General features: G+C 61.2%; 14 protein-coding genes. All 14 read left to right on the forward strand.

Annotated elements, in window-relative coordinates; translation table 11 throughout:
* Positions 1–116: 116 nt before the first annotated feature.
* The 14 genes from mnmG to BX592_RS09730 all read left to right on the forward strand — a co-directional run bounded on the left by mnmG (position 117) and on the right by BX592_RS09730 (position 13,752).
* Positions 117–2,099, forward strand: a complete 1,983-nt coding sequence (gene mnmG, locus BX592_RS09665; protein WP_134191513.1) for a tRNA uridine-5-carboxymethylaminomethyl(34) synthesis enzyme MnmG — start codon at positions 117–119, stop codon at positions 2,097–2,099.
* Positions 2,096–2,806, forward strand: coding sequence for a 16S rRNA (guanine(527)-N(7))-methyltransferase RsmG (gene rsmG, locus BX592_RS09670; RefSeq protein ID WP_134191515.1), 711 nt, complete (start codon positions 2,096–2,098; stop codon positions 2,804–2,806). Before mnmG ends, rsmG begins: the two co-directional genes overlap by 4 nt.
* A 63-nt stretch (positions 2,807–2,869) precedes the next feature.
* Positions 2,870–3,640: a ParA family protein gene (locus BX592_RS09675; protein WP_134191517.1), complete on the forward strand. Its 771-nt coding sequence runs from the start codon at positions 2,870–2,872 to the stop codon at positions 3,638–3,640.
* Positions 3,641–3,681: 41 nt separating this feature from the next.
* A complete protein-coding gene (locus BX592_RS09680) occupies positions 3,682–4,572 on the forward strand; it encodes a ParB/RepB/Spo0J family partition protein (protein ID WP_134191519.1) in 891 nt (296 codons plus the stop codon).
* An 11-nt stretch (positions 4,573–4,583) separates the two neighbouring features.
* Entirely contained in the window at positions 4,584–5,732 is a 1,149-nt protein-coding gene (locus tag BX592_RS09685; protein WP_134191521.1) for an SLC13 family permease, read from the forward strand.
* A 291-nt stretch (positions 5,733–6,023) separates the two neighbouring features.
* Entirely contained in the window at positions 6,024–6,593 is a 570-nt protein-coding gene (locus BX592_RS09690) for an ATP synthase subunit I (RefSeq protein WP_134191523.1), read from the forward strand.
* A gap of 151 nt (positions 6,594–6,744) precedes the next feature.
* A complete protein-coding gene (gene atpB, locus BX592_RS09695) occupies positions 6,745–7,596 on the forward strand; it encodes a F0F1 ATP synthase subunit A (protein ID WP_134191525.1) in 852 nt (283 codons plus the stop codon).
* Positions 7,597–7,677: 81 nt separating this feature from the next.
* The gene (gene atpE / locus BX592_RS09700) at positions 7,678–7,947 is read left to right on the forward strand and encodes a F0F1 ATP synthase subunit C (protein ID WP_007180033.1); all 270 of its coding nucleotides are present in this window, start codon (positions 7,678–7,680) and stop codon (positions 7,945–7,947) included.
* 144 nt (positions 7,948–8,091) lie between these two features.
* Positions 8,092–8,562 (forward strand): F0F1 ATP synthase subunit B, encoded by a 471-nt coding sequence (locus BX592_RS09705; protein ID WP_134191527.1) that lies wholly within the window; start codon positions 8,092–8,094, stop codon positions 8,560–8,562.
* Positions 8,563–8,564: 2 nt separating this feature from the next.
* Positions 8,565–9,104 carry a F0F1 ATP synthase subunit delta gene (locus tag BX592_RS09710; protein ID WP_134191529.1) on the forward strand — a complete coding sequence of 180 codons (540 nt, stop codon included), beginning with the start codon at positions 8,565–8,567 and terminating at the stop codon, positions 9,102–9,104.
* Between the two features lie 70 nt (positions 9,105–9,174).
* Positions 9,175–10,716 (forward strand): F0F1 ATP synthase subunit alpha, encoded by a 1,542-nt coding sequence (gene atpA, locus BX592_RS09715; protein WP_134191531.1) that lies wholly within the window; start codon positions 9,175–9,177, stop codon positions 10,714–10,716.
* An 85-nt stretch (positions 10,717–10,801) separates the two neighbouring features.
* Positions 10,802–11,689 carry a F0F1 ATP synthase subunit gamma gene (gene atpG, locus BX592_RS09720; RefSeq protein ID WP_134191533.1) on the forward strand — a complete coding sequence of 296 codons (888 nt, stop codon included), beginning with the start codon at positions 10,802–10,804 and terminating at the stop codon, positions 11,687–11,689.
* A gap of 115 nt (positions 11,690–11,804) precedes the next feature.
* Complete coding sequence (gene atpD / locus BX592_RS09725; protein ID WP_134191535.1) at positions 11,805–13,199, forward strand: F0F1 ATP synthase subunit beta; 1,395 nt, start codon at positions 11,805–11,807, stop codon at positions 13,197–13,199.
* 127 nt (positions 13,200–13,326) lie between these two features.
* Entirely contained in the window at positions 13,327–13,752 is a 426-nt protein-coding gene (locus tag BX592_RS09730) for a F0F1 ATP synthase subunit epsilon (protein WP_134191537.1), read from the forward strand.
* Positions 13,753–13,853: the final 101 nt, after the last annotated feature.

Consider the following 13,853-nt stretch of genomic DNA (forward strand, 5'->3'; position numbering starts at 1 on the left):
CCGCTTTTTTGTCCCTGCGACGAATCGGTCGTAAATCGGGCCAAAAGCGAACCCGCTATAATTCGCCAATACATTTTTCTGAAAGGCTCACGCGATCAGTCTGCGTGAGATCTCCCATGCTTTATCCCACAGAATTCGACGTAATCGTCGTCGGCGGCGGGCACGCCGGCACCGAAGCCGCGCTGGCGTCCGCGCGCATGGGCAACAAGACGTTGCTGTTGACACACAACATCGAGACGCTCGGTCAGATGAGCTGCAATCCATCGATTGGTGGCATTGGCAAGGGCCATCTGGTGAAGGAAGTGGATGCGCTCGGTGGTGCGATGGCGGCGGCTACCGATGAAGGCGGCATCCAGTTCCGCATCCTCAATTCATCGAAGGGACCCGCGGTTCGCGCAACGCGCGCACAAGCCGATCGGCTGCTGTACAAGCAGGCGATCCGCCGGCGCCTGGAGAATCAGCCGAATCTGTGGCTGTTCCAGCAGTCGGTCGACGATCTGATGGTCGAGGGCGATCGCGTGGTTGGTGCGGTCACGCAGGTCGGCATCCGCTTTCGCTCCCGCGCGGTCGTACTGACGGCGGGGACGTTCCTCGACGGCAAGATCCATGTTGGCCTCAACAACTACACCGGCGGGCGGGCCGGCGACCCAGCGGCGGTGTCGCTGTCTGCGCGTCTGAAGGAACTGAAGCTACCGCAAGGTCGGCTTAAGACCGGTACGCCACCGCGTATCGACGGCCGGACGATCGACTTTTCGAAGGTCGAAGAGCAACCGGGCGATCTTGACCCAGTGCCGGTGTTCTCGTTCCTCGGCCGCGCCGAACAGCATCCGCGCCAGGTGCCGTGCTGGATCACGCATACCAATGCGCATACGCACGACATCATCCGGGGCGGACTCGACCGATCGCCGATGTACACGGGCGTGATTGAAGGCGTGGGGCCGCGCTATTGCCCGTCGATTGAGGACAAGATTCACCGGTTCGCATCGAAGGAATCGCACCAGATTTTCCTCGAGCCGGAAGGGCTGACGACGAACGAGTTCTACCCGAATGGTATTTCGACGAGCCTGCCGTTTGACGTGCAGCTAGAACTGGTCCGCTCGATGCGCGGTCTCGAGCACGCGCACATCCTGCGGCCGGGCTATGCGATCGAATACGACTACTTTGACCCGCGCGCACTGAAGGCTTCGCTGGAAACGAAAGCGATCCAAGGATTGTTCTTTGCGGGGCAAATCAACGGCACGACGGGCTATGAAGAGGCAGCCGCGCAGGGCTTGCTCGCTGGTATCAACGCGGGTCTGCAAGTGCAGGGCAGGGACGCGTGGTGTCCGCGTCGTGATCAGGCTTACCTCGGTGTGCTGGTCGACGACCTCGTGACGCGGGGTGTGTCCGAGCCGTACCGGATGTTTACCAGCCGCGCCGAATATCGTCTGAGCTTGCGTGAAGACAATGCCGATATGCGTTTGACGGAAATCGGCCGCGAGCTGGGCGTTGTCGATGACGAGCGATGGGATGCGTTCAGCCGCAAGCGCGACGCTGTTTCACGTGAAACGGAGCGTCTGCGTGCGACATGGGTGACACCCAAGACGCTTTCCTCTGACGAAGCGACTGCGTTGCTCGGCAAGCCGATCGACCATGAGTACAGCCTCGCCGAACTGCTGCGCCGCCCGGGAGTGACATATGACGGCGTGTGTGGATTGCGAGAAGGTGCGTGCGCACCTGGGGAGGCACTCGCCGACGAACCGGCCTTGCTCGACCAGATCAAGGAACAGATCGAAATCGGCATCAAGTATCAAGGCTATATCGATCGCCAGGCCGACGAGATCGAGCGCAATGAGGCGCACGAAAACACTCGGCTACCAGAAGGTCTCGACTACGCGGAAGTGCGCGGTCTGTCGTTCGAAGCGCGTCAGAAGCTCGCGCAATTCCGGCCGGAAACGATCGGTCAGGCCTCACGCATCTCCGGCATTACGCCTGCCGCGATCTCGTTGCTGATGGTGCACCTGAAGCGCGGTCTGGGTCGACGCACGGTCAAATTGGCCAACCCCGCGGCCAACCCGGCGGCCGACTCCGGCGCGGACGGCACGCCGGTGGCTCAATGACGGCGCGCCCAGGAAGTCCGGCCGCCGCCAGCCGCGACACGCTGGCGGCGATGCTCGACGAAGGTGCCCGCGCACTGAAGGTCGACCTGACCGACACGCAATCCGCGAAGCTGCTTGACTATGTCGCGTTGCTCGCGAAATGGAATGCCGTCTACAACCTGACGGCGATTCGCGACCCGCGACAGATGTTGATCCAGCACATCCTCGATTCGCTATCGATCGTTCCGCATCTCGCGGGGCGAGGGCGGTCGTCATTGTCGGCGCTCGATGTCGGCTCCGGCGGCGGTTTGCCCGGCATTGTGCTCGCGATCGCGCTGCCTGACTGGCGCGTCGCGCTCAACGATATCGTGCAGAAAAAGACCGCGTTCCAGGCCCAGGCGAAGGCCGAACTGGGGCTCGCTAACCTGTCGGTGGTGACCGGACGGGTCGAAACGCTGCGTCCGGGCGTCGAAGTGCCGGAAAAATTCGATGTGATTGTGTCGCGCGCATTCGCAGAGCTCGCGGATTTCGTTACACTGGCCCGTCATCTGGTCGCGGAAAATGGCGCGATCTGGGCAATGAAGGGCGTGCGTCCGGATGCCGAGATCGCGCGCTTGCCGGCTGGCGCCGAAGCGAAGCAGATCATCCGGCTCGAAGTGCCATCACTGGACGCGGAACGGCATCTGGTCGAAGTGCGGGTCGACGGGCAGTCCGTAGCGTCCGAGTGACGCCGATTGGCCGCAACGAAGCACCCCATACCAAACATTCAGGCAGCAAGGGACACATCCAAGATGGCAAAAATCTTCTGCGTTGCGAACCAGAAGGGCGGAGTCGGCAAAACGACGACAGCTGTCAATCTCGCCGCGAGCCTCGCATCGCAGGGACAACGTGTTCTGCTTATCGATCTCGATCCGCAAGGCAACGCGACGATGGGCAGTGGCGTCGATAAGGCCGCGTGCGAAAACACCGTCTATGAAGTGCTGTGCGATGGTGTGTCGGTCGCCGATGCGCGAGTGAAATCCGAAGCGGTCTCCTACGATGTGCTGCCGGCGAATCGCGAGCTTGCCGGCGCCGAAATCGAACTGGTCGGTGTGCAGAATCGTGAGCGCCAATTGAAGGAGGCGCTGCAGCATGTGGTCGAAGACTACGACTTCGTGCTGATCGACTGTCCGCCGGCGCTGTCGCTGCTGACGCTGAACGGGCTGTGCGCGGCGCACGGCGTCGTGATCCCGATGCAATGCGAATATTTCGCGCTTGAGGGCCTGTCGGATCTCGTCAACACGATCAAGCAGGTGCACGCGAACATGAACCGCGACCTGAAGGTGATCGGCCTGCTGCGCGTGATGTTCGATCCGCGCATCACGTTACAGCAACAGGTGTCCGACCAATTGAAGGAGCATTTCGGCGACAAGGTGTTCGACGCGGTGATTCCACGCAACGTGCGGCTCGCCGAGGCGCCGAGTTACGGCCTGCCGGGTGTGGTTTTCGACCGCGCGTCGCGCGGTGCGCAGGCGTACGTGCAGTTCGGCGCGGAAATGATCGAGCGGGTGCGCACGCTATGACCACACAACGCCAATCATCCAAAGCGGACCGAGGGAATACGATGAACGCAGTGGCAAGGAAGAAAGGGCTGGGCAGAGGACTCGAGGCGCTGCTTGGCGGAAGTGCGGACATCACCGAAGCCGTGAAGATCGATAGCGCGCCGCATACGCTGCCGCTGTCGCGGATGCAGGCGGGCAAGTATCAGCCGCGCACGCGAATGGACGAGGGTGCATTGCAGGAACTCGCGGCCAGCATTCGTGCGCAGGGGCTGATGCAGCCGATTCTCGTGCGGCCGATCGGCGGCGAGAAGTTCGAAATCATCGCCGGGGAGCGCCGGTTCCGCGCCGCGCACCTCGCGGGCCTCGACGAAGTGCCCGTGCTGGTGCGCGATGTGCCGGACCAGGCCGCCGCGGCGATGGCGCTGATCGAGAACATTCAGCGCGAAGACCTGAACCCGCTTGAAGAGGCGCAGGGCATTCAGCGTCTGCTCGACGAATTTCATTTCACGCATGAGCAGGCAGCCGAATCGGTTGGCCGCTCGCGCAGCGCGGTGTCGAACCTGCTGCGTTTGCTGAACCTCGCGGCGCCGGTGCAGACGATGCTGCTCGCCGGCGATCTCGACATGGGCCACGCGCGCGCGCTGCTCGCGGTCGATTCGGCGACGCAAATCACGCTCGCGAATCAGGTGGTGAATAAGGGCATGTCGGTGCGGGAGACGGAAAAACTCGTCACGGCGACCAACAAAGCAGCGCCCGCTCCGAGAGCGCGTGTCGACCACGACGGTGGCCGCGATACGCGGCGGCTCGAGGAAGAACTGTCGGATCTGCTCGCCGCTACGGTGAGGATCAAGCTCGGGCGCCGCGGCCGCGGCCAGGTGACGGTCGAGTTCGGCGATCTCGACGCGCTGGAAGGCATTCTCGCGCGCCTTCGCGGCAACGCGACGACGGCTTAAGCGCATTCATCGTGCCGTCCGCGGAACGCGCGCTTGGGCCCGCGCATGCTGTGCTGCGGGCAATCTGGCAATTCGTCGCAAAGGAACCCGTGCTCGCGATCCTCGCGTTCGCGCTCGTCCTGTTGCAGATTTTTCACTCGCGACCATGGATGTCGCTGCCTGCCTTGGTCGACTGGCAGACTGTACTGACGCTCACAGGCCTGCTGATTCTGACCAAAGCAGTCGAATCATCAGGATTCCTGATGTGGGCCGCGCATCGTGTGGTCCATCACATTCATACCGAGCGTGCGCTTGCGTGTCTGATGGTTGGCCTTGCCGCAGCATTGTCGACAGTGCTGACAAACGATGTCGCGTTGTTCGTTGTCGTGCCGCTCGCGTTGTCGCTGCATAAGCTGACACCGCTGCCGTTGAAGCGGCTCGTCGTGTTCATCGCGCTCGCGGTGAATGCGGGCTCGATTCTGACGCCGCTCGGCAATCCGCAAAATCTGTTTCTCTGGCAGACGAGCGGTGTGTCGTTTGGCCGTTTTATCTGGGCGCTCGCGCCGCTATGCGCGGTAATGATGGCGATGCTGTATCTGCTGACCGTCGCGTCTTTTCGTGCCGTGCCGCTCGATCTGTCGCAAGACGTCGAGCCGCATCCGGTCCACCGCCCGATGATGGCTATCGCGTCGTTTTTGTTCGTCGCGTTCGTGCTGCTCGCGGATGCACATCGGCCCGGCATTGCCCTCGCTGGCGTTGCGCTCGGTTTTCTGATCTGGCGTCCGTCAGTCGTGTTGAAGATCGATTGGCTGCTGCTGCTGATTTTCGTGCTGATGTTTATCGTGCTGCGCAGTGTTGCCGCCTTGCCGTACGTGCACAACACCGTTAGCGCATGGCACCTCACCACGCCGTTAAGAACCTATATAGCGGGCGCGGTGCTATCGCAGGGCATTAGCAACGTCCCAGCCGCGATCATGCTGGCCGAGTTTTCCAAAGACTGGCGCGCGTTGGCATTCGGCGTCAGCGTCGGCGGCTTCGGTATCGCAATCGGATCGCTCGCGAATCTGATCGCGATGAGGCTCTCGAACGAGCGCGGCATGTTGACGCTGTTCCACGCTTTTTCCGTGCCGTTCTGGCTCGTTGCTGGCGTGCTCGGCGCCTGGGTGCTGTTGCATTTCTGACACCCACTCACAACGCATGAAAAAACCGGTTCAGCGTCGAAAATGCGCTGAAAAAACTTCGAAACCGTAGCATCTCGAGCGCGCTGGAACGTCGCTTACAGTTCGCGTCCGTTTCCCTCAAAAGAGACATGTTTTTGTATCGCAAGCGTCGGTCGGCGGGTATTTATTGAGTACCCTAAAGTCTTGAATTGCCTGCAACTATCGCTTACAATCCCCCGGATTTATTTGCTAGGCACCCCCGTAAGCGGTGAGTAAGCTCGCGGGCTGAACAGAACTTGGCGGGACACTGCAATGGCGGTACAAAAGTCGGGCACGGCGTCGGATCATGCGCCGAAGCAAAGCGACGACGAACACCGTACTGAGCATGCTGTCTCTGAGACGAATTCAGATTCGTCTCGAGGTCTGCGTGCTGCGCATCACGATGCGTGGGATGCTGAGCAACAAGATAACAATATCGTTTCGCTCACACGGGCAGAGGCAGAAAAGCTATTCGGTCCGAACGTGAGTCGTCCATCGCGCGTCACGCCTTACAAGGTGGTGGCAGCGCAAATGGTTTTGTCCCTGGGTGCGACGTTGCTGTGGTGGCTGTTCTACAAGCCGCCGGGCGATGCTGCGCTGTCCGCATTCCTTGGGGGAGCGATTTGCTGGGTGCCGAGCGCGCTGTTCGCGGCACGTCTTAAGAAGTTGAGCGGCGCTGAGACAGTGATGAGCTGGATGATCGGCGAAGCGCTCAAGATGGGGGCGACGATCGCGATGTTCGTCGCTATCGCGTTCTGGTATCACGGGGTGCAGTGGGTGCCGCTGCTCGTCACCTACCTGATCGCGCTCAAGACGTACTGGATTGCACTGGCCTGGCGGTAACGAAGGTAAAGAACACTGGCTGACGCGGTAGCACGAATACGGCGTCGGTATAGGCGTGCGGGCTCGAGACGGCCCGCGCCGGGCAGGCCCGCGACGCAAACGGCGCGGGCGGCCTAGAACGATTTTCGACAATTTGGGTGGCAATAACGATATGGCAGCTAGCGAAGGAACGCGCGCTCTGGATCCGTCCGAGTACATCGCGCACCACTTGCAGAATCTCTCCACCGCGCATCAGACGTCGATTTTCGACATTCACGTCTGGAATCTCGACACGCTTTTCTGGTCGATCGTCTGCGGCCTCGTCACCATTCTCGTGTTGCGCCTCGCAGCGCGCAAAGCCACGCCGGGCGTTCCGGGCCGCTTCCAGTGCGCGGTCGAAATGCTCGTCGAGATGGTCGAAGACCAATCTAAATCGATGATCCACGGCAATCGCGCATTTATCGCACCGCTGGCGCTGACTGTGTTCGTCTGGGTCGCGCTGATGAACGCGATGGACTTCATCCCGGTCGACTTGCCGCCGCGCATCATCGGCTGGCTGGGACTGTCGGAAATCATTCCCCATCATCGCATCGTGCCGACCGCCGATCTGAACGGCACGCTTGGTATCGCGCTCGGCGTGTTCGTGCTGATGATCTATTACAACTTCAAGATCAAGGGCGCAGGTGGCTTCGTGCACGAGCTGCTGTCCGCCCCGTTCGGCGCGCATCCGCTGCTGTGGATCCCGAACCTTGCACTGAACATCATCGAGTTCGTCGCGAAGACGGTCTCGCTCGGCATGCGGCTGTTCGGCAACATGTACGCGGGCGAACTGCTGTTCCTGCTGATTGCCCTGCTGGGCAGCATCTGGAACTTCGGTGCGGACACGACGGTGCTTGGCTTCATCGGCCATGTGATTGCGGGCAGCGTGTGGGCGATCTTCCACATCCTGATCGTTCTGCTGCAGGCGTTCATTTTCATGATGCTGACGCTGGTGTACATCGGCCAGGCACACGACAGCCATTAACCCCGGTCCTGTCGGCTAAAAGAATCGCTTTAACTTTCTCTAAATCCCAGTTCCAAAAAGACTTTTCACAAAGGAGTGATCATGCAAGCTTTCATCGCCAACATCCAGGGTCTGACCGCCATCGGTATCGGCATCATCATCGGCCTGGGTGCTATCGGCGCCTGTATCGGTATCGGCCTGATGGGCGGCAAGTACATTGAAGCGTGCGCCCGCCAGCCGGAACTGATGAACCCGCTGCAAACGAAGATGTTCCTGCTCGCAGGTCTGATCGATGCGGCGTTCCTGATCGGCGTTGGTGTGGCCATGCTGTTTGCGTTCGCGAACCCGCTGCTGTCGAAGCTGGCAGGCTGAGGTTCCTCGGAACTGCGCGCCTGACCTATAACAGGGAATGGCGCTAAGCGGAACGGGTACTAGGCGCTGATCGAGCACTGATTCGATGAGCGCCTTGCCATTTCCCGTTTCCCCGTCCGAACTAGCAACATTTAAGGAAACACCGTGAATCTCAACGCAACTCTGTTTGCGCAAATGGTCGTGTTCCTGATCCTCGCGTGGTTCACGATGAAGTTCGTGTGGCCGCCGTTGGTCAACGCCCTCGACGAGCGCGCGAAGAAAATCGCCGATGGCCTGTCGGCCGCCGAAAAGGGCAAGGCGGAACTCGAAGCCGCGCATAAGCGCGTCGGCGAGGAGCTTGCGCAGGCTCGCAACGACGGCCAGCAGCGCATCGCTGAAGCCGAAAAGCGCGCTGTGGCAGTCGCTGACGAAATCAAGGCGCAGGCGCAAGCCGAAGCCGCCCGGATCATCGCTCAGGCGAAGGCCGATGCCGACCAGCAAATCGTGAAGGCGCGCGAAGCGCTGCGCGGCGAAGTCGCGGCGCTTGCGGTGAAGGGTGCCGAACAGATCCTGAAGCGTGAAGTGAACCAGTCGGTTCACGCCGATCTGCTGAATCAACTCAAAACCGAGCTCTGATCATGGCCGAACTCGCCACTATCGCCCGTCCGTACGCTGAAGCGCTGTTTGCCGTCGCGCAAGCAGGTGACATCGCCGGCTGGTCCACGCTCACGCATGAACTGGCTCAGGTTTCGAGCTTGCCTGAGGTGGAGTCGATCGCGACGAGCCCGAAGGTGAACCGCGCGCAGGTCGTCGATCTCGTGCTGGCGGCCGTGAAGTCGCCGCTGAAAGACGACGCACAGGCCAAGAACTTCGTGCAGATGCTGGTCGACAACCATCGGCTGCCGCTGCTGCCGGAAATCGCGACGCAATTCGAAGCGCTGAAAAACGCCCGTGATGGTGCGGCCGACGCGCTGATCGTGAGCGCATTTCCGCTCGAAGGCCAGCAACTGAATGAACTCGTCGCGGCACTCGAACGCAAGTTTAAATGCAAGCTGAAGCCGACTGTTCAGGTCGATTCGTCGCTGATCGGCGGCGTTCGCGTGACGGTGGGTGACGAAGTGCTCGATACCTCGGTCCACGCGCGGCTGGCCAGGATGCAGACGGCGCTGACCGCCTGATTTTGCACACGGCGGCGTAGAACGCGCATAGCGGCTGGCACGCAACAGAATTGACTATCAGGAGCGAATAATGCAACTCAATCCCTCTGAGATCAGCGAGCTGATCAAGAGCCGGATCCAGGGCCTTGAAGCGAGCGCAGACGTTCGCAACCAGGGCACCGTGATCTCCGTGACCGACGGCATCGTGCGCATTCACGGCCTGTCGGAAGTGATGCAGGGCGAAATGCTCGAGTTTCCGGGCAACACGTATGGCCTCGCGCTGAACCTCGAGCGCGACTCGGTCGGCGCCGTGATTCTCGGTGAGTACGAGCACATCTCGGAAGGCGACATCGTCAAGACGACGGGCCGCATTCTTGAAGTGCCGGTGGGCCCGGAACTGGTCGGCCGTGTGGTCGATGCACTGGGCAATCCGATCGACGGCAAGGGCCCGGTCAACGCGAAAATGACCGACGCAATCGAAAAGATCGCGCCGGGCGTGATCTGGCGTAAGTCGGTGTCGCAGCCGGTGCAAACGGGTCTGAAATCGATCGACTCGATGGTGCCGATCGGCCGCGGCCAGCGTGAGCTGATCATCGGCGACCGTCAGTGCGGCAAGACCGCCGTGGCAGTCGACACGATCATCAACCAGAAGGGCAAGGACCTGATCTGTATCTACGTCGCGATCGGCCAGAAGGCTTCGTCGATCATGAACGTGGTGCGCAAGCTCGAAGAAACGGGCGCGCTCGAATACACGATCGTGGTCGCCGCGTCGGCGTCGGAATCGGCAGCGATGCAGTACCTGTCGCCGTATGCCGGCTGCACGATGGGCGAATACTTCCGCGACCGCGGTCAAGATGCGCTGATCATCTATGACGATTTGACCAAGCAGGCTTGGGCGTATCGCCAGATCTCGCTGCTGCTGCGCCGTCCGCCGGGCCGCGAAGCGTATCCGGGGGACGTGTTCTATCTGCACTCGCGTCTGCTCGAGCGCGCCGCGCGCGTATCGGAAGAGTACGTCGAGAAGTTCACGAACGGTGAAGTGAAAGGCAAGAGCGGTTCGTTGACCGCGCTGCCGGTGATCGAAACGCAGGCCGGCGACGTGACCGCGTTCGTTCCGACCAACGTGATCTCGATTACCGACGGTCAGATCTTCCTTGAGACCGACCTCTTCAACGCGGGTATCCGCCCGGCGATCAACGCTGGTGTGTCGGTGTCGCGTGTGGGCGGTGCGGCGCAGACGAAGGTCGTGAAGAAGCTGTCAGGCGGTATTCGTACCGACCTCGCGCAGTACCGTGAACTGGCTGCCTTCGCGCAGTTCGCGTCCGACCTCGACGAAGCGACCCGCAAGCAGCTCGAGCGCGGCCGCCGCGTGACGGAACTGCTGAAGCAGCCGCAGTATCAGCCGCTGCAGGTGTGGGAACTGGCCGTGGCGCTGTTCGCCGCGAACAACGGTTACCTGGACGATCTGGAAGTGAAGGACGTGCTCGCGTTCGAACGCGGCCTGCGCGAATACCTGAAGACGAGCCACGCCGATCTGATCAAGCGCATCGAAGACAACAAGGACCTGGCGAAGGACGACGAAGCCGCGCTGCATGCGGCTCTGAAGGACTTCAAAAAGTCCGGCGCTTACTGATCCGATCCGCGAGATCTAACCGGACCTCGAAGCAGCGCGGGTAGCAACACAGCACGCCCGCGCGGTTTCGATCAAGGAGCAAGCAATGGCTGGAATGAAGGAAATTCGCGGGAAGATCAAGAGCGTGCAAAACACGCGCAAGATCACCAAAGCGATGGAGATGGTTGCCGCATCCAAGATGCGCCGCGCGCAGGAGCGCATGCGCGCTGCCCGTCCGTACGCCGACAAGGTCCGTGACATCGCCGCGCATATGAGCCGTGCGAACCCTGAGTATCGTCATCCGTTCATGGTGGCGAACGAAGGCGCGAAGACCGCCGGCTTCATTCTCGTCACCACTGACAAAGGTCTGTGCGGCGGGATGAATACGAACGTGCTGCGTGCGTCGCTGCAGAAGTTCAAGGAACTGGAAGCCGAAGGCAAGACGATCGATGCAACCGCGATCGGCAGCAAGGGCCTCGGGTTTCTGAACCGTCTGCGGGCGAAGGTCTCGTCGAATGTCGTGCAGCTGGGCGACACGCCGCACCTCGAAAAGCTGATCGGCGCGGTGAAGGTGCAACTCGACCTGTACTCGGAAGGCAAGGTCTCGGCGGTGTACCTCGCGTACACGCGCTTTATCAACACGATGAAGCAGGAGCCGGTGATCGAGCAGTTGCTGCCGTTGACGGCCGATAAGTTCGAGGGCGTCGAAGAAGGCGACAAGGCAACGCCGAGCACGTCGTGGGACTACATCTACGAGCCGGACGCGCAAACGGTGGTCGACGAACTGCTGGTGCGTTATGTCGAAGCGCTGGTGTATCAGGCCGTCGCGGAAAACATGGCGTCGGAGCAGTCGGCTCGCATGGTCGCAATGAAGGCCGCTTCGGACAACGCAAAGACGGTCATCAACGAGTTGCAGCTGTCGTACAACAAGAGCCGCCAGGCAGCGATCACGAAGGAACTGTCGGAGATCGTCAGCGGCGCGGCGGCAGTCTGAGCGTAGCGCGCGGCGAGCGGCTCAAAAGCGGCGCCGCTGCGCACCAAAGAACAAGCTGCGGGCAACCAACCGCGCCGTAGCGCGAGTGAAGAATTGAGTATCTAAAGGAAAAGCGATGAGTACAACTGCTTTGGTAGAAGGCAAGATCGTACAGTGCATCGGCGCGGTGATCGACGTGGAATTCCCGCGTGAACACATGCCGAAGGTGTATGACGCGCTCATTCTCGAAGGTTCGGAACTGACGCTCGAAGTCCAGCAGCAGCTGGGCGACGGCGTCGTACGGACCATCTGTCTGGGTTCGTCCGACGGCCTGCGCCGCGGCGTGATGGTGAAGAACACCTCGAAGCCGATCAGCGTGCCGGTCGGCAAGCCGACGCTCGGCCGCATCATGGATGTGCTGGGTCGTCCGATCGACGAAGCCGGCCCGATCTCGAGCGACACGATGCGCTCGATCCACCAGAAGGCGCCGGCATTCGACGAACTGTCGCCGTCGACTGAACTGCTCGAAACCGGCATCAAGGTTATCGACCTGATCTGCCCGTTCGCGAAGGGCGGCAAGGTTGGTCTGTTCGGCGGTGCGGGCGTGGGCAAGACCGTCAACATGATGGAGCTGATCAACAACATCGCGAAGGAACATGGCGGTTACTCTGTGTTCGCGGGCGTGGGCGAGCGGACCCGTGAAGGGAACGACTTCTACCACGAAATGAAGGACTCGAACGTTCTGGACAAGGTCGCGCTGGTGTACGGCCAGATGAACGAGCCGCCGGGCAACCGTCTGCGCGTCGCGCTGACGGGCCTGACGATGGCCGAGCACTTCCGTGACGAAGGCCTCGACGTGCTGTTCTTCGTCGACAACATCTACCGTTTCACGCTGGCCGGTACCGAAGTATCGGCACTGCTCGGCCGTATGCCGTCGGCGGTGGGTTATCAGCCGACGCTCGCTGAAGAAATGGGCAAGCTGCAGGAGCGCATTACGTCGACGAAGACCGGTTCGATTACGTCGGTGCAGGCCGTGTACGTGCCTGCGGATGACTTGACCGACCCGTCGCCGGCAACGACCTTCGGCCACCTGGACGCAACGGTCGTGCTGTCGCGCGATATCGCGTCGCTCGGTATCTACCCCGCGGTGGACCCGCTCGACTCGACGTCGCGCCAGATTGACCCGCACGTGATCGGCGAAGAGCACTACACGATCACGCGCTCGGTGCAGCAGACGCTGCAACGCTACAAGGAACTGCGCGACATTATCGCGATTCTGGGTATGGACGAACTGTCGCCGGAAGACAAGCTGTCGGTCGCGCGCGCTCGTAAGATCCAGCGTTTCCTGTCGCAGCCGTTCCACGTCGCGGAAGTGTTCACTGGCTCGCCGGGCAAGTACGTGCCGCTGAAGGAAACGATCCGCGGCTTCAAGATGATCGTCGATGGCGAATGCGATCACCTGCCGGAGCAGGCGTTCTATATGGTCGGCACGATCGACGAAGCCTTTGAAAAGGCCAAGAAGATCCAGTAACGGTTGACGCGTCGGCAACGAGGCGTGGGTTTCTGAGCGATGCTGCGGCGGTGGTGATCACCGGTGCCAGTAGATGCGAAGAACCGCGCCACATGCATTACGCTCAATCGACAGGAGTCGAGACTTTATGGCAACTATCAAGGTAGACGTCGTCAGCGCGGAAGAAGAGATCTTCTCGGGCCAGGCGAAGTTCGTCGCGCTGCCGGGCGAGGCGGGCGAGCTCGGCATTCTGCCGGGCCACACGCCGCTGATCACGCGGATTCGTCCGGGTGCCGTGCGCATCGAATCGGAAAGCGGCGAAGAGGAATTCGTGTTCGTCGCTGGCGGCATTCTCGAGGTTCAACCGGGTGCGGTAACGGTTCTGGCCGATACCGCGATTCGCGGCAAGGATCTCGACGAGGCGAAGGCCGAGCAGGCTCGCAAGCGCGCGGAAGAAGCGTTGCAAAACACCGGCTCGAACCTTGAATACGCAACCGCGCAGGCGGAGCTTGCGTATGCGACGGCTCAGCTGGCGGCGATTCAGCGTCTTCGCAAACTGCGCGGCCAGCACTAAGCGGCGCAGCCGGCGAATAACGCGGTGGGATAAGAGGCAGCCCTTGTGGCTGCTTTTTATTTGCGCGTTACTTGACGTTAACGTAAAGGTCGCCAGGCATC

It is taken from the genome of Paraburkholderia rhizosphaerae, from assembly GCF_004366595.1.
Lineage (GTDB): Bacteria > Pseudomonadota > Gammaproteobacteria > Burkholderiales > Burkholderiaceae > Paraburkholderia > Paraburkholderia rhizosphaerae.